Origin of the sequence: Streptomyces sp. NBC_01190, from assembly GCF_045039895.1 — a bacterium.
Taxonomy (GTDB): Bacteria; Actinomycetota; Actinomycetes; order Streptomycetales; family Streptomycetaceae; genus Actinacidiphila.
Genome location: NZ_CP108580.1, coordinates 5,949,562 through 5,966,902 on the forward strand (window position 1 = coordinate 5,949,562; position 17,341 = coordinate 5,966,902).

At 71.1% G+C, this 17,341-nt stretch carries 9 protein-coding genes; 3 read left to right on the plus strand and 6 right to left on the minus strand.

Translation table 11 applies throughout. From position 1 onward, the window contains the following. Positions 1-21: 21 nt before the first annotated feature. Positions 22-1,197: an acetate kinase gene (locus OG519_RS25130; RefSeq protein ID WP_405588148.1), complete on the minus strand. Its 1,176-nt coding sequence runs from the start codon at positions 1,195-1,197 to the stop codon at positions 22-24. Next, complete coding sequence (gene pta, locus OG519_RS25135) at positions 1,194-3,275, minus strand: phosphate acetyltransferase (RefSeq protein WP_405588150.1); 2,082 nt, start codon at positions 3,273-3,275, stop codon at positions 1,194-1,196. Before pta ends, OG519_RS25130 begins: the two co-directional genes overlap by 4 nt. A gap of 336 nt (positions 3,276-3,611) precedes the next feature. Between pta and OG519_RS25140 the strand changes: the two genes are divergently transcribed. Both OG519_RS25140 and OG519_RS25145 read left to right on the plus strand, forming a co-directional pair. Then, positions 3,612-4,610, plus strand: coding sequence for a 2-hydroxyacid dehydrogenase (locus OG519_RS25140; protein WP_405588152.1), 999 nt, complete (start codon positions 3,612-3,614; stop codon positions 4,608-4,610). A gap of 74 nt (positions 4,611-4,684) precedes the next feature. After that, a complete protein-coding gene (locus tag OG519_RS25145; protein ID WP_405588154.1) occupies positions 4,685-5,710 on the plus strand; it encodes an ATP-dependent 6-phosphofructokinase in 1,026 nt (341 codons plus the stop codon). A gap of 96 nt (positions 5,711-5,806) precedes the next feature. On the opposite strand, the gene glgB is transcribed toward OG519_RS25145, so the two are convergent. From glgB to OG519_RS25165, 4 genes are all read right to left on the minus strand, one after another. Further along, on the minus strand, positions 5,807-8,341 hold the full coding sequence (gene glgB / locus OG519_RS25150; protein WP_405592967.1) for a 1,4-alpha-glucan branching enzyme: 2,535 nt from the start codon (positions 8,339-8,341) through the stop codon (positions 5,807-5,809). A 30-nt stretch (positions 8,342-8,371) separates the two neighbouring features. Then, entirely contained in the window at positions 8,372-10,213 is a 1,842-nt protein-coding gene (locus tag OG519_RS25155; RefSeq protein WP_405588156.1) for a maltokinase N-terminal cap-like domain-containing protein, read from the minus strand. A gap of 241 nt (positions 10,214-10,454) precedes the next feature. Further along, a complete protein-coding gene (gene treS, locus OG519_RS25160) occupies positions 10,455-12,155 on the minus strand; it encodes a maltose alpha-D-glucosyltransferase (RefSeq protein WP_405588158.1) in 1,701 nt (566 codons plus the stop codon). Beyond that, positions 12,152-14,137: an alpha-1,4-glucan--maltose-1-phosphate maltosyltransferase gene (locus tag OG519_RS25165; protein ID WP_405588160.1), complete on the minus strand. Its 1,986-nt coding sequence runs from the start codon at positions 14,135-14,137 to the stop codon at positions 12,152-12,154. Before OG519_RS25165 ends, treS begins: the two co-directional genes overlap by 4 nt. A 493-nt stretch (positions 14,138-14,630) precedes the next feature. Between OG519_RS25165 and glgP the strand changes: the two genes are divergently transcribed. Next, positions 14,631-17,243: an alpha-glucan family phosphorylase gene (glgP, locus tag OG519_RS25170; protein WP_405588162.1), complete on the plus strand. Its 2,613-nt coding sequence runs from the start codon at positions 14,631-14,633 to the stop codon at positions 17,241-17,243. Positions 17,244-17,341: the final 98 nt, after the last annotated feature.

The following is a 17,341-nucleotide window of genomic DNA, read 5'->3' on the forward strand; positions in this document are numbered from 1 at the left end:
GGCTGCGTGGTCGTGGGACGGTCAACCTCGGGCCAATGCGTAAGTATCCCGAGCGATCTCAAGCTCCTCTTGCGTGGGCACCACCGCCACCGCCACGGAGCTGGAATCCGCCGACACGAAACGGGCTCCGGACGCCCGCACCGCGTTGCGCTCCGGGTCGAGGACGATGCCGAAACCCTCGAGTCCCGCCATGGCCGCCGCCCGCACCGCCGCCGAGTTCTCGCCGACCCCGGCGGTGAAGACCACCGCGTCCACCCGGCCGAGAACCGCCATGAACGCGCCCACATAGCGGCGCAGCCGGTGCACGTACACATCGAACGCCAGCTGGGCCCGCTCGTCGTCCGCGGCCATCCGGTGGCCGATCTCCCGCATGTCGTTGACACCGCACAGACCCAGCAGTCCCGACTTCTTGTTGAGCAGGCTGTCGATCGCGTCGATGTCCAGGCCGGCCACCCGCGCCAGATGGAACACCACCGCCGGATCGAGGTCGCCGGACCTGGTGCCCATCACCAGTCCCTCCAGCGGGGTCAGGCCCATCGAGGTGTCCACGCACACCCCGCCCCTGACCGCCGACGCCGAGGCGCCGTTGCCCAGGTGCAGCACGATCACGTTGACCTCGGCCGGCGCCTTGCCGAGCAGTTCGGCGGCGGCCCGGGAGACATAGGCGTGCGAGGTGCCGTGGAAGCCGTAGCGGCGGATCCCGTAGCGGTCGGCGGTCGCCGCGTCGATCGCGTACCGGTGCGCGGCCTCCGGGATGGTGGCGTGGAAGGCGGTGTCGAAGACCGCGACCTGCGGGAGGTCGGGGCGCAGTTCGCGGGTCACCTTGATACCGGTGATGTTCGCCGGGTTGTGCAGCGGCGCCAGCGGGACGAGCTCCTCGATCCCGGCCAGCACCTGATCGGTGATCAGCGTCGGGCCGGTGAAGCGGGTGCCGCCGTGCACCACCCGGTGGCCGACCGCGGCCAGCTCGGGCGAATCGAGGCCGAGGCCCCGCTCCGCCAGCTCGGCGGAGACCTGCCGCAGCGCCGCCATGTGGTCCGCGACCCCGCCCGGCTCGCCGATCCGCTCCACCACACCGGAGGCGAGCCGCTCGTCGTCGGCCATGTCGAGCAACTGGTACTTGACCGAGGAGGAACCGGAGTTGATGACCAGCACCCGGGTGGCCGCCGGGCCGGACGTCCGCGTACCGCCGCTCACGAGGTCTCTCCCTGCGCCTGGATCGCGGTGATCGCCACGGTGTTCACGATGTCCTGCACCAGCGCGCCCCGGGACAGGTCGTTGACCGGCTTGCGCAGGCCCTGGAGGACCGGGCCGACGGCGACCGCGCCGGCCGAGCGCTGGACCGCCTTGTAGGTGTTGTTGCCGGTGTTCAGATCGGGGAAGATCAGCACGGTCGCCTGCCCGGCCACCGCCGAGCCCGGCAGCTTGGCGGCGGCCACCGTGGGCGACACCGCCGCGTCGTACTGGATCGGGCCCTCGACCAGCAGGTCGGGCCGCCGCTCGCGGAGCAGCTCGGTGGCCGCCCGCACCTTGTCGACGTCGGCGCCGCTGCCCGAGGTGCCGGTGGAGTACGACAGCATGGCGATCCGCGGCCGCACGTCGAAGCGGGCCGCCGTGCCGGCCGCCTGGACCGCGATGTCGGCGAGCTGCTCGGCGTTCGGGTCCGGGTTGACCGCGCAGTCGCCGTAGACCAGCACCTTGTCGGCCAGGCACATGAAGAACACCGAGGAGACGATGGCCGCGTCCGGCCGCGTCTTGATGATCTCGAAGGCCGGGCGGATGGTGGCCGCCGTGGAGTGCACGGCGCCGGAGACCATGCCGTCGGCGAGGCCCTCCTGCACCATCAGGGTGCCGAAGTAGGACACGTCCGCCACCACGTCGTACGCCAGCTCGTAGGAGATGCCCTTGTGGGCGCGGAGCTTGGCGTAGAGGTCGGCGAAGCGGTCGCGCAGCGGCGAGGTCTGCGGGTCGATGATCGACACGGCCGGGTCGTCGAGCACGATGCCGAGGTCGCCGGCCTTCTTGCGGATCACGTCCTCCTCGCCGAGCAGCGTCAGCTCGCAGACACCGCGGCGCAGCAGCACCTCGGCGGCCCGCAGGATGCGCTCCTCGGCGCCCTCCGGCAGCACGATCCGCCGCTTGTCGGCGCGGGCCCGCTCCAGCAGGGCGTGCTCGAACATCATCGGGGTGACCCGCTCGGAGCGGGCCACCGAGAGCCGCTCGGTCAGCTCGGCGGTGTCCACATGTGTCTCGAAGAGGCCGAGCGCGGTCTCCGCCTTGCGCGGGGCGCCGGCGCCGAGCTTGCCGTCGAGCGTGAAGAGGTCGGCCGCGGTCGGGAAGGAGCTGGCGGCGACCGCGAGCACCGGGGTGCCCGGGGCCAGCCGGTTGGCGAGCTTCAGGATGTGCTGGCCGGGCCGCTCGTCCAGGGTCAGCAGCACACCGGCGATCGGCGGGGAGCCCGCCGAGTGCGCCGCCAGTGACCCTATGATCAGATCGGCCCGGTCACCCGGCGTCACCACCATGCAGCCCGGGGTCAGCGCCGGCAGAAAGGTCGGCAGCATCGCGCCGCCGAAGACGAACCCCATCGCGTCCCTGGCGAGCCCCGCGTCGTCGCCCAGCAGCACCTCGGCGCCCAGGTGGTCCACGATCTGCGAGACGGTCGGCGCGGACAGCGCCGGCTCGTCCGGCAGCACGTACACCGGTACGTCCGGGGTGCGGTGGAGCTGCTCGGCCGCCTCCGCCACCTCCGAGGGATCCACCCGGTTGGCGATCATCGCGATCACGTCGCAGCCCAGGTTGGTGTACGCGTGGTGCGCGTTGCGGACCTCGGAGACCACCGACTCCGCGCTCTGCTCCCGGCCCCCTATCACCACCAGGACCGACGCGCCGCACTCATTGGCCAGCCGGGCGTTCACCCCCAGCTCCGCCGGGATGTTGGTGCCGGCGAAGTCCGAGCCGAGGATCAGCACCGTGTCGTACGACTCGGCGACCCGCAGATAGCCCTCGACGAGCCGGGCGGTCAGCGCGTCCTGGCCCTGCTCCGCCTGGAGGGCCGCCGCCTCCTCGTACCCCATGCCGAAGACCGTCTCCAGGCCCTGGGTGAGCCGGTAGCGGCCGCGCAGCAGCTCGAAGATACGGTCAGGGGTGTCGTGCACCAGCGGCCGGTAGACGCCGACCCGGTCCACCTGCCGGGTCAGCAGCTCCATCACCCCCAGCTCCACGACCTGGCGGCCGTCACCTCGGCCGATCCCCGTGACATAGACGCTGCGCGTCACCCTTGTGCTCCGTTTCTCCTGCCTGGTCCGCCTGCCGGCGGCAGCCGTGCGCGTACGGGTGTACGCACCTACGACGCTAACGTGCGGACCCGGCTGATGCCCGCCGAGGTGGCGCGCGGCAGGAAAATGTGATGTACCGAGCCGGGCGGCGCCCGGCGGCCCCGTCGCTCTGCGGATGTCGGCACCACACCGTGCACGTAGGGTGAACAACAAGCGAAGGGACGGTGGATATCAGTGGATGGCGGCTGATAACAGCGGATAACCGTTGATGAGCGGATAACAGCGGGGAACGGCACGGTAGGAAGCGCGGCACAAGCGCGGAAGAGGGACGGTGCGGTGGACATCCTTGCGACCGGTGTACGGCGGGACGAGCGGCCCCTGCTGGAGCGGGCCTTCGCCCCGCGCCACACCGTCCGCTGCCTCGAACCCTTCCTCACCGCCGACACGGTGCCGCTCGCCGTCGGCTACGAGGCGGTCTGCACCAGTGTCAACGCGACGCTGGACGCCCCGGTGCTCGAAGCGCTGGTGCGCGGCGGCACCCGGCTGATCACCCAGCGGTCCACCGGCTACAACAACATCGACCTCGACCACGCCGAACGGCTCGGCCTCACCGTCGCCCGGGTCGCCGCCTACCCTCCGCACGCGGTGGCCGAATTCGCCTGGACCCTGGCGACCGCGCTCAACCGCCGGATCACCCGGGCCGACCGGCGCAGCCACGACCTCGACCCGCGGCTGGACGGACTGCTCGGCCGCGATCTGCACGGCCGCACCGTCGGCGTGATCGGCACCGGCCGGATCGGCACCGCCTTCGCCGCGATCGGCCGGGGCTACGGGATGCGGCTGCTCGGCTGGGACATCGCGGTGAACCCCGGGTGCGAAGAGCTCGGCATGGAGTACGTCGAACTGGACCGGCTGTGCCGCGAGGCCGACGTGATCAGTCTCCATGTGCCGCTGATGCCGTCCACCCACCATCTGGTCGACGCGCGCAGACTCGCCGGGATGAGGGACGACGTGATCCTGGTCAACACCGGCCGCGGCGCCCTGATCGACTCCACCGCGCTGATCGAGGCGCTGGGCGAGGGCCGGCTCGGCGGGGTCGGGATGGATGTGTACGAAGAACAGGAAGGCGTCTTCTTCCACGAGGAGTCACTGGAGGTCATGACCGAGGAGACACTGGCCCGGCTGCTGACCTTCTCCCGCGTTCTGCTCACTTTTCACCAGGCGTACTTCACGCTGGACGTGATCGAGGAGATCGTCGCGACGAGCGTCCGAAATGTGGACGACTATCTCGCCGGGCGGATCACCGAGTGCACGCTGGTGCCGAAGTCACCGTAGAAAGAGTCGAACCACGCCCCGTCCGTGAGCGGCGCCCGCCGACCCACCCGCACCTCTTTTGGAGACACCATCCCATGCGCATCGGAGTGCTCACCGCGGGCGGCGACTGCCCCGGACTGAACGCCGTCATCAGGTCCGTCGTGCACCGCGCGATCACCTTCCACGGCGACGAGGTCATCGGCTTCGAGGACGGCTTCGTCGGGCTGCTGGAAGGCCGCTTCCGCAATCTGGACCTCAACTCCGTCAGCGGCATCCTCGCCCGCGGCGGCACCATCCTGGGCTCGGCCCGGCTGGAGCGGGCCCGGCTGCGCGAGGCCGCCGACAACGCCGACGAGCTGTGCGCCCAGTACGGCATCGACGTGCTCATCCCGATCGGCGGCGAGGGCACGCTGACCGCCGCCCGGATGCTGTCGGAGTCGGGTATGCCGGTGGTGGGCGTACCCAAGACCATCGACAACGACATCAACGGCACCGACCGCACCTTCGGCTTCGACACCGCGGTCACCGTCGCCACCGAGGCCATCGACCGGCTGAAGACCACCGCCGAGTCCCATCAACGCGTCATGGTGGTCGAGGTGATGGGCCGGCACGCCGGCTGGATCGCCCTGGAGGCCGGGATGGCCTCCGGCGCCCACGGCACCTGCGTCCCCGAACGGCCCTTCGACCCGGACGACTTGGTCAAGATGATCGAGGAACGCTTCGCCCGCGGCAAGAAGTTCGCCGTCATCTGCGTGGCCGAGGGCGCCCACCCGGCGAAGGGCACCATGGAGTACGGCGTCGGGGAGATCGACAAGTACGGCCATGAGCGCTTCGCCGGCATCGGCACCACCCTCGCCCGCGAACTCGAGATCCGGCTCGGCAAGGAGGCCCGTCCGGTCATCCTCGGCCATGTCCAGCGCGGCGGCGTCCCGACCGCCTACGACCGGGTGCTCGCCAACCGCTTCGGCTGGCACGCGGTGGAAGCCGCCCACAAGGGCGACTTCGGCCATATGACCGCGCTGCACGGCACCCGGATCACCACGGTCCCGCTCGCCGACGCGGTCACCCACCTCAAGACCGTCCCCGAGGACCGGATGCAGGAGGCGGAGTCGGTCTTCTGAGGCACCGATTCTGGCCGGTGTGCGGGGGCCGGTCACCGGCCCCCGCACACCGCCGTGGCCCCGCGGAACCGGCCGCCCGGACGGGGGGCCGGCCATCTAGACGTTCTGGCGCAGCCAGAGCGTCGCCAGCGGCGGCAGCGTGATCGCGATGCTGTGCGGACGGCCGTGGGCAGGGGCGGGCTCGCTCTTGACCGGGCCGCCCGAGGAGACGCCGCTGCCGCCGTAGCGGGCCTCGTCGGTGTTGAGCACCTCGGTCCACTCGCCCTCCGGGACGCCGAACCGGTAGCCCTCGCGCACCACCGGGGCGAAGTTGCTGACGGCCAGCAGCACGTGGCCGTCCGCGTCGTAGCGGAGGAAGGAGAAGGTGTTGTCCTCCGCGGCGGCGCCGTCGACCCAGGCGAAGCCGGCCGGGTCGGTGTCGCGCTGCCACAGCGCCGGGGTGGCGCCGTAGACCTGGTTGAGATCGCGCACCAGATCGCGCACACCGCGGTGGTCGCCCGCCGCCGCGTACGTCTCGTCCAGCAGCCACCAGTCGGGGCCGGTCTCGTGCGACCACTCGGCGCCCTGGGCGAACTCCTGGCCCATGAAGAGCAGTTGCTTGCCGGGGTGGGCCCACATGAAGGCGAGATAGGCGCGGAGACCGGCGCGCTGCTGCCACCAGTCGCCGGGCATCTTGTTCACCAGCGAGCCCTTGCCGTGCACCACCTCGTCGTGCGAGATCGGCAGTACGTAGTTCTCGCTGTACGCGTACACCATCGAGAAGGTCATCTCGCCGTGGTGGTACCTGCGGTGCACCGGCTCGTGCGCCATGTAGTCCAGCGAGTCGTGCATCCAGCCCATGTTCCACTTCAGGCCGAAGCCGAGACCGCCGAAGCCGGTCGGGCCGATATGGTGGGTGGCGCGGGTCACGCCGTCCCAGGCGGTGGACTCCTCGGCGATGGTGACCACGCCGGGGCAGCGCCGGTAGACGGTCGCGTTCATCTCCTGAAGGAAGCGGACCGCGTCCAGGTTCTCCCGGCCGCCGTACTCGTTGGGCAGCCAGTCGCCGCCCTCGCGCGAGTAGTCGAGGTAGAGCATCGAGGCGACCGCGTCGACCCGCAGCCCGTCGATGTGGAACTCCTCGCACCAGTACACGGCGTTGGCGACCAGGAAGTTGCGCACCTCGGTCCGGCCGAAGTCGAACTCCAGGGTGCCCCAGTCCGGGTGCTCGGCCCGGCGCGGATCGGCCGGCTCATAGAGCGGCAACCCGTCGAAGCGGGCCAGCGCCCACTCGTCCTTGGGGAAGTGGGCCGGCACCCAGTCCATGATCACGCCGATGCCGGCCGCGTGCAGCGCGTCGACCAGGTGGCGGAAGTCGTCCGGCGAGCCGAGCCGCGACGTCGGCGCGTAGTACGACGTCACCTGGTAGCCCCACGAACCGCCGAAGGGGTGCTCGGCGACCGGCATCAACTCCACGTGGGTGAAGCCGAGTTCGGAGACATAGGCGGGAAGCTGCACGGCCAGCTCGCGATAGCTCAACCCCGGCCGCCAGGAGGCCAGATGCACCTCGTAGACCGAGAACGGCGCCTGGTGGGCCGGGACATCGGCGCGGCGCGCCATCCATGCCTCGTCCTGCCACACATACGACGACTCGGTCACGATCGAGGCGGTGGCGGGCGGCTGCTCGGTGGCGCGGGCCATCGGGTCGGCCTTCGTACCGCGCGAGCCGTCGGGGCGGGTGATCTCGTACTTGTACGCGGTGCCGGCGCCGATGCCGGGCACGAACAGCTCCCACACACCGGACGAGCCGAGCGAGCGCATCGGGAAGGCCGCGCCGTCCCAGAAGTTGAAGTCGGCGGCGAGCCGCACCCCGCGGGCGTTGGGCGCCCACACCGCGAACCGGGTGCCGGTCACGCCCTCGTGCGTCATCGGATTCGAGCCGAGCGCCTTCCACAGCTCCTCGTGCCGGCCCTCGCCGATCAGATGCAGGTCGAGCTCGCCGAGCGTCGGCAGGAAGCGGTAAGGATCGTCGACCACCTGCTCGCCGTCGTCATATGTCACGGCCAGCCGGTAGTCCGCCGGGACCGCCGACAGCGGCAGCAGCGCCGAGAACAGGCCGTCGCCCTCGGCCGCCAGCTCGGCCCGCAGTCCGTCGGCCACCACCGCCACCGACCGGGCGAACGGCCGCAGCGCCCGGAACCGCACCCCACCGGACACCGGATGCGCGCCGAGCACGCCGTGCGGGTTGTGGTGGGTGCCGTTCAGCAGCCGCCACCGTTCGCCCTCGTCCAGATCCGGGGCGGCGGAGTGGCTGTCGCCCCCGGCCGGGACCCCGGCCTCGTGGTGGCCGGCCGGACGCTCCGACGGCCCCTCGGCCGCGGCGGTGGCCGGGTCCGCGCCCGCGGCGTCACCGGACACCGGACGCCCACCCGCCGCTGCCGCCGCGCCGCCCGGAGCCCCGGTGTCCGCCGCCGGCCCGGGGGCCGTGCCCGAGGCGCCCGGATGCGGGGTGCTCGCGTGGTATCCGCGGGCGGCGGCCTCCGGCAGCGAACCCGATGGCGCCCGCCGCTCGGCGGCGGCCTGGGGGGTGGAACGGTCCTGTGGTGCGTCGGGCGCGGTCACGGTCGGGATCTCCTCAGACGGGTAGGGCAGGTCGGGCGGGTGCGGGCCGCGTCCACCTCTTCATACCGCCGATGTGGCCAGGCGGGCGAGCGCGGACAGCGGGATGGGCAGCCAGGCGGGGCGGTGCCTGGCTTCGTAGCGGGCCTCGTAGACCGCCTTGTCCGTCTCGAAGGCCCGTATCAAAATCGGTTGTTCCCGCGGATCGACGCCGGACACCTCGGCGTATCCCGCGCAGAAGGCGGCGCGGTGGCGGGCCGCCCACGGACCGTTGCCGCTGTGGTGCGCCGCGTAGTCGAAGGAGCGGAGCATGCCGGCCACGTCCTGGACCGGCGGGGCGGGGCGGCGGCGCTCGGCGAGCGGCCGGGCCGGTTCGCCCTCGAAGTCGATCAGCACCCAGGCCCCGTCGGGGCCGCGCAGCGCCTGCCCGAGGTGCAGGTCGCCGTGGATGCGCTGGGCGAGCACGCCCTCGCCCTGGTCCGCCGGGCCGGCCGGGCCGTCCGCGGCGCCGCTGCGGGCGCCCAGCTTGGCCAAGTCGTCGAAGGCGGCGCGCAGGGCGTCGGCGTAGGGCCGTATCGCGGGCACCTCGACCGCGGTCTCGTCCAGCCGCCGTGCCATGGCGGAGGCGATACGTTCCAGCGCGGCGCCGTCCAGCCGCTGCACGGGCAGCGCCTCGGCGAGCGAGCGGTGCACCTCGGCGGTGGCCCGGCCCAGGGCGGCCGCGTCGGCGCTGAAGTCACCGTCCTCGGCGACCGAGTCGGTGGCGAGCGTCCAGCCGTCGGCGGATCCCGGCAGGAAGCGTTGCAGCACGCCGAGGGTGACCGGCTCGGCCGCCGGGGGGCGCACACGGTCGGTCTGACCGGCCTGATCCGGGTGATCCGCGTCATCGGCGGGACCGGCGGGAGCGTCCCGCGCGCTCTCGGCCGCGGGTCCGTCGGCGTCCGGGGCGGCGGGCGCGGCGGATGAGTTGCCTGCGGAGTTGCCGGTGGACGCGTCGGCGGAGTCGGCGGAGTCGGCCGCGTCGACCGGGACGACACTGTCTTCGCTGTCCAGGGTGTCCGGGGCGTCTGGGGAGTTCAGCGCCTCGAACCACGCCACCGGTTCCGCCACCCGCCGTGAGCCCGCCCTGGCCAGCGCCAGCGACAGCTCCAAGTCCGGGTTGGTGCCGGGGGAGACCCGGCGGAAGAGCTTGAGGATGTAGGTGTCGCCGTACACCACCGAGGTGTTGGACTGCTCGGCGGTGGAGATCCGCGGGGTCAGCCCCGGCGGGAACTCGGCGGTCGGCTCGGTGCTGAAGCGCAGCCGGCCGATCCGGCCGTTGCTCCGCAGCCGCTCCAGCAGCAGCGAGGTGAGCCGGGGATCGTGCGGGGCGTCGTAGAGCGTCAGCCCGTCGTAAGGGCCTCCGACGGCGGGACCGAGGGCGGCGCGGGCCAGTGACGACGGCAACAGTGGGTGTGCGCCCAACAGCAGTTGGTAGCAGTCGGTGGGCCGGCCCGGCTGTTCGACGTCGATCAGGACGTGGCACAGGCCCAGCGGTCCGAGCCGGCCGCCGGGCGCCACCAACTCGGTGGCGGCGGCCAGTCCGAGCCGGCCGATCGGCAGGCCCTTCCCGGCGAACCACCGCTGCCGGGGCAGCCAGGCGCGCAGCAGCGGATCGAGCGAACGCAGCAGTCCTGGCACCGGATCGCGGGGCACGGCCCTATCGGCACCGTCGCCCCCGGCCCGGGGCGAACCGCCGGCGCCGGCGGCGCTGTCGCCAGTGCCGGCCCGGTCGGTGGCTTCACCGAGCCCGGTGGGCCCGGCGGGCTCGGGGTGCTCGGCGGGCGGCGCGGTCTGCGGCGTGTCGGGGCCCGCCGAATGAGCCGGCGAGGCAGGGGGGACACGGGTCCAGGAGGTGTCCGACATGACGGTCCTTTCCCCGGTGGATCGCGCACCCGGCCGCTTCTGCGAGCGGCGGGGGCGCCAGCCTCCCGGATGGCGGGTGCGGGCTGTCCGGCGACACGGGGGAGCCTGCCCCGGGCGGGTGACAGGAAACCGCCGTACGGGCTGCTGGAGGGGTACTTCTGAATACCTCTGGATCCTGCCAAAGGTCAGTCGTGCCCGCACCTCGGGCACGCGGGGGGCCGGGCGCCCCGGCCCCCCCTCGTCAGACCTGGTCCCGGCGCAGCCGGAACCAGTAGAAACCGTGTCCTGCCAAGGTCAGCAGGTACGGCAGTTGGCCGATCGCGGGGAAGCGTACCCCGCCGATCAGCTCCACCGGATGGCGTCCCGCGAATTGCTGGAGATCCAGTTCGGTGGGCTGGGCGAATCGGGAGAAGTTGTTCACACAGAGCACCAGGTCGTCACCGTCCTCCCGGAGGAAGGCGAGGACGGCCGGGTTGCTCGACGGCAGCTCGGTGAACGAGCCGAGCCCGAAGGCCCGGTTCTGCTTGCGGATCTCGATCATCCGCCGGGTCCAGTGCAGCAGCGAGCTGGGAGAGCTCATCTGTGCCTCGACATTGGTGACCTGATACCCGTAGACCGGGTCCATGATGGTCGGCAGGAAGAGCCGGCCGGGGTCGCTCGACGAGAAGCCGGCGTTGCGGTCCGGCGTCCACTGCATGGGCGTGCGCACACCGTCCCGGTCACCGAGCCAGATGTTGTCGCCCATGCCGATCTCGTCCCCGTAATAGAGGATCGGTGAACCGGGCAGCGACAGCAGCAGCGCGGTGAAGAGCTCGATCTGGTTGCGGTCGTTGTCCAGCAGCGGGGCCAGCCGGCGGCGGATCCCGATATTGGCCCGCATCCGGGGATCCTTGGCGTACTCCGCGTACATGTAGTCGCGTTCCTCGTCGGTGACCATTTCGAGGGTCAGCTCGTCATGGTTCCGCAGGAAGATCCCCCACTGGCAGCCCGCCGGGATCGCCGGGGTCTTGGCCAGCACTTCGGAGACCGGATAGCGCGACTCCCGGCGCACCGCCATGAAGATGCGCGGCATCACCGGGAAGTGGAACGCCATATGGCATTCGTCACCGCCCTTCTGGAAGTCGCCGAAGTAGTCGACGACGTCCTCGGGCCACTGATTGGCCTCGGCCAGCAGCACGGTGTCCGGGTAGTGCGCGTCGATCTCCGCCCTGACCCGGGCCAGAAAGCCGTGGGTCCTGGGCAGGTTCTCGCAGTTGGTGCCCTCCTGCTGGTAGAGGTACGGGACCGCGTCGAGGCGGAAGCCGTCGATGCCGAGGTCGAGCCAGAAGCGCAGCGCGGCCAGGATCTCCTCCTGCACCTGCGGGTTCTCATAGTTGAGGTCCGGCTGGTGGGAGAAGAAGCGGTGCCAGTAGTACTGCTTGCGGACCGGGTCGAACGTCCAGTTGGACGTCTCGGTGTCGACGAAGATGATCCGGGCGTCGGGGAACTGCTTGTCGTCGTCGGCCCAGGTGTAGTAGTCGCCGTACGGCCCGGTCGGGTCGCTGCGGGATTGCTGGAACCACTCGTGCTGGTCACTGGTGTGGTTCATGACGAAGTCGATGATCACGCGCATGCCGCGCTGGTGCGCGGCGTCCACGAATTCGACGAAGTCGGCCAGGTCACCGAATTCCGGCAGTACCGCCGTGTAGTCGGAGACGTCGTAACCGCCGTCCCGCAGCGGGGAGGCGAAGAACGGCGGCAGCCAGAGGCAGTCGACGCCCAGCCATTGCAGATAGTCGAGTTTGGCGGTGATTCCCTTCAGGTCGCCGACTCCATCGCCATTGCTGTCCTGGAAGGAGCGGACGAGGACTTCGTAGAACACCGCCCGTTTGAACCAGTCGGGATCTCGGTCCTTTGCCGGTGTGTCCTCGAAGGTATCAGGGACGGGTTCGTTGACGATCAACTGAGTGACCCTCCGATCGATGGAGACGGTCGCAGTGACAGCACGTGCGCGGGCGCGTGGCCCGGCTCAAGGCGCACATAGTTGTCCCTGCCCCAGTGGTAGGTCTCGCCGGTGAGCTCGTCGCGCACCGGGAACGACTCGTGCCAGGAGAGGCCGAGTTCTGGCATGTTCAACGACAGGGTCGCCTCCTGGGTGTGGAACGGGTCCAGGTTGACGACCACCAGTACGACGTCGTCGTCACGCCGCTTGGAGTAGGCCAGCAGCGCGTCGTTGTCCACGTGGTGGAACGTGATGTCCCGTAGCTGCCGCAGCGCCGGATGACGACGGCGGAGCTGGTTGAGCTTACTGATCAAGGGCGCCAGTGAGCGCCCTTCGGCCTCGGCTGCCGCCCAGTCGCGCGGCCGCAGCTCGTATTTCTCCGAGTCGAGGTACTCCTCGCTGCCCGGCTTGGCGGGGGCCGCCTCGCACAGCTCGAACCCCGCGTACACCCCCCAGCTGGGGGAGAGGGTGGCGGCGAGCACGGCCCGGGTCTCGAACGCGGGACGGCCGCCGTTCTGCAGGTAGGCATGGAGGATGTCAGGGGTGTTGACGAAGAAGTTCGGCCGCATCCAGCCTGCCGTCTCCCTGCTCAACTCCAGCATGTAGTCAGTCAGTTCCGCTTTGTCATTACGCCACGTGAAGTACGTGTAGGACTGCTGGAAGCCGATCTTCCCCAGCGTGCTCATCATCGCCGGGCGGGTGAACGCCTCTGCGAGGAAGATCACATCGGGGTCGGTGCGATTGATGTCGCCGATCACCTTCTCCCAGAACACCACCGGCTTGGTGTGCGGATTGTCCACCCGGAAGATCCGGACGCCGTGCGCCATCCAGTGCCGCAGCACGCGCAGCGTCTCCCGCACCAGCCCGGCGAAGTCCTCGTCGAAGGCGATGGGGTAGATGTCCTGGTACTTCTTGGGCGGGTTCTCGGCGTACGCGATGGTGCCGTCCGCGCGGTGCGCGAACCACTCGGGGTGCTTGCCCACCCAGGGGTGGTCGGGGGAGCACTGGAGGGCGAAGTCCAGCGCCACCTCCAGGCGCAGTTGGCGGGCGCGCGCCACGAAGTGGTCGAAGTCGTCGATGGTGCCCAGATCGGGGTGGACCGCGTCGTGCCCGCCCTCGGGGGAGCCGATCGCCCACGGCGAGCCGACATCGTCGGGACCCGCCGACAGACTGTTGTTGGGGCCCTTGCGGAAGGCCGTGCCGATCGGGTGGATCGGCGGCAGGTACACCACGTCGAAGCCCATCGCGGCGACCGCCGGCAGCCGCTCCGCGGCGGTGCGGAAGGTGCCGGAGCGCGGTGGGCGGCCCGGCTCGACCACCGCGCCCTCCGAGCGCGGGAAGAGCTCGTACCAGGAGCCGAACAGCGCCCGCTCCCGCTCGACCAGCAACGGCAGCGGACGCGAGGCGCTCACCAGCTCCCGCAGCGGGAAGCGGTCGAGGACCGCCACCACGTCCGGGGCCAGCGCCGCCGCGTGCCGGGCGGAGGCCGGCCGGCCCTCGTCGCGCAGCGCGTCCACGGCGGCGAGCACCACCGCCCGCCCGTCGCCCTTGGGCACGCCCGCGGCGGCCCGCTCATGGAGCCGGGCGCCCTCTGCGAGCACCAGTTCGGTGTCGATACCGGCCGGGATCTTGATGCCCGCGGTGTGCCGCCAGGTCGCGACCGGGTCGGACCAGCCCTCGACGGCATACGTCCAGTGACCCTCGGTGGCCGGCGTGACCCGGGCGCCCCACCGGTCGGTACCCGGGGCCAGCGGGCGCATCGGGGTGAAAGGACCGGGCCGGCCGGCCGGGTCGCGGAGCACCACATTGGCGGCCACCGCGTCGTGTCCCTCCCGGAACACGGTGGCGGTCACCTCGAAGGTCTCGCCGGCCACCGCCTTCGCCGGGCGGCGGCCGCAGTCCACGACCGGGTGGACATCGACAACGGGAATACGACCGATCATGGCCTCACCTGTACAGCTCGTGATATTAGGAAGATTAGCGGCATATGGGGATTCGATCACTCGGTTGGGGCTCGGTGGGGCTGGCTGGCGTTCGGGGTGACGTGCTGGCGGTGCGTGTGGGCGGTGCGTGTGGGCGCTCGGGGCGACGCTCAGCACGACGCTCAGCATGGCGCTCGGTTGATCCTGGTACGGCTCCGAGAACGGGGCAGAGACGACGCCCCACGCTCTTTTTAACTGTTCTTGGCGGAACGGACCCGACTGACCGGCCTACCCGCTCGATCGCAATTCTGCGCGTTCACTCATGTGGATCTGTGAGCGGGGTCACGCAAACGAGCCTGCCCCGCACCAGTGCGGTGAACGCATGCGCCGACACGGTTTCGGGAGCGCGCGGTGGGTGCGCCCATCGCTTCCGTGAGCCGCCGTTCGAGCGTTTGAACCATCGGATCGCGGTGATCGGTCCCGAGGCCCCCTCCAACAGAGTTACGGTCAACCTGTGAAGGCAATCCGTCGATTCACCGTGCGCACCGTCCTACCGGAACCATTGCGGCCCCTGGAGGAACTGGCCCAGAACCTACGCTGGTCATGGCATCAGGAGACCAGGGAACTCTTCCGCAGTGTCCATCCGGAAGGCTGGCGGGCCGCCCAGGGCGACCCGGTACGGCTGCTCGGCACGGTCTCCAAAGAACGGCTCACGGCACTCGCCGCGGACCGCCGCTTCCTGCGCCGGCTGGCCGCCGTCCGCGAGGATCTGGCCGACTACACCTCCAACCCCCGCTGGTACCAAGAACAGACCGACCTGCCCACGTCCATCGCCTACTTCTCCCCTGAGTTCGGTATCACCTTCGCCCTGCCGCAGTACAGCGGCGGCCTGGGCATCCTTGCCGGAGACCACCTCAAGGCAGCCAGCGACCTCGGCGTACCGCTGATCGGTGTCGGCCTGCTCTACCGGCACGGCTACTTCCGCCAGACCCTCTCCAGGGAGGGCTGGCAGCAGGAGCAGTACCCCGTCCTCGACCCCAACTCCTTGCCGGTCACCCCGCTGCGCGAGGAGGACGGCACACCCGCCGAGGTCACCTTGACCCTGCCCGGCGGTCGCACTCTCCATGCCCAGATCTGGAAAGCCCAGGTCGGGCGGGTCCCGCTGCTGCTGCTCGACTCCGATGTCGAGAGCAACCAGCCGGCCGAGCGCGATGTCACCGACCGGCTCTACGGCGGCGGCAGCGAGCACCGGCTGCTCCAGGAGATGCTGCTGGGCATCGGCGGTGTCCGCGCCGTCCGCACCTACTGCCGTATCACCGGCCACCCGGCGCCCGAGGTCTTCCACACCAACGAGGGCCACGCCGGCTTCCTCGGTCTCGAACGCATAAGGGAACTCTCCCTTGACGGTCTTGATTTCGACGCGGCCCTGGAAGCGGTCCGGGCCGGCACCTTGTTCACCACTCATACCCCCGTTCCCGCCGGTATCGACCGCTTCGACCACGAACTCATCGGCCGGCATCTCGGCGACGACGCGGAACTGCCCGGTGTGGACATCGGCCGGATCCTCGAACTCGGCCGGGAGACCTACCCCGGCGGCGACCCCGGCCTCTTCAACATGGCCGTCATGGGCCTGCGGCTCGCCCAGCGCGCCAACGGCGTCTCCACCCTGCACGGCGCGGTCAGCCGGGAGATGTTCGCCGGCCTGTGGCCGGGCTTCGACCCCGAGGACGTGCCGATCACCTCGATCACCAACGGGGTGCACGCGCCGACCTGGGTGGCCCCGGAGGTGCAGCGGCTCGCCGCCCGGCACGCCGGTGCGCAGGCCGCCGAGGACGCCATGATCGTCGGCGGCGCCGACCGCTGGGAGGCGGTCGCCGACATCCCGGACGCCGCCATCTGGGAGCTGCGGCGCGAGCTGCGCGAACAGCTCGTGGCGGACGTACGCCGCCGGCTGCGCGACTCCTGGCGGCAGCGCGGCGCGGGCGAGGCCGAGCTCGGCTGGACCGACAGCGTGCTCGATCCGGACGTGCTCACCATCGGCTTCGCCCGCCGTGTCCCGTCGTACAAGCGGCTCACCCTGATGCTGCGCGACCAGGACCGGCTGCGGAGCCTGCTGCTGCACCCGGAGCGGCCGATCCAGATCGTGGTGGCCGGCAAGGCCCACCCGGCCGACGACGGCGGCAAGCGGCTGGTGCAGGAACTGGTGCGGTTCACCGACGACCCCCGGGTCAGGCACCGCATCGTCTTCCTCCCGGACTACGACATGCGGATGGCGCGGCTGCTCTACCCGGGCTGCGACGTCTGGCTCAACAACCCGCTGCGCCCGCTGGAGGCCTGCGGCACCTCGGGGATGAAGGCCGCCCTCAACGGCTGCCTCAATCTGTCGGTGCTCGACGGCTGGTGGGACGAGTGGTTCGACGGTGACAACGGCTGGGCGATCCCCACTGCCGACGGCCTGACCGACGAGGACCGGCGCGACCAGATCGAGGCCACCGCCCTCTACGAGCTGCTGGAGAACCAGGTCGCGCCGCGCTTCTACGACCACACCCGGGAGTCGGTCCCGCAGCGCTGGATCGAGATGGTCCGGCACACCCTGACCACGCTCGGCCCCAAGGTGCTGGCCGGCCGGATGGTGCGCGACTACGTCAACGAGCTGTACGCGCCCGCCGCCCGCTCGCACCGCGCCATACAGGGGGCCGCGGCGGCCGAGCTGGCGGGCTGGAAGAAGCGGCTGCGCGAGCAGTGGCCGCAGGTGTCGGTCGAGCATGTGGAGACCGGCCAGGCGGACGAGGGCACCCCGGAGCTGGGCTCCACCCTCACGCTGCGGGCCCAGGTGTCCCTGGGCGGCCTCGACCCGGCCGACGTCGATGTCCAGTTGCTGGCGGGACCGGTGGACGCGGCCGACCGGCTGACCGCGCCGACCGCCCTGTCCCTCAAGCCGGCGGGCGCCCCGGATACCACCGGACGCGTCCACTTCGAGGGCCAGCTCACGCTGGACCGCACCGGCGCCTTCGGCTACACCGTCCGGGTGCTGCCGTCCCACCCCCTGCTGGCCACCCCGGCCGAGCTGGGCCTGGTGGCGGTGCCGGCCGAGGCGGAGGGGATGACGGCGGGGGTGCTGCGCTAGAACCGCCCGCTTGGCAGGCCGAGCCGGCAGACGAGGCTCGGTCGGCAGATTCGGCTCGGTCGGCTCGGTCGGCTGGAGCCGACGGCAGGCCCGCACCG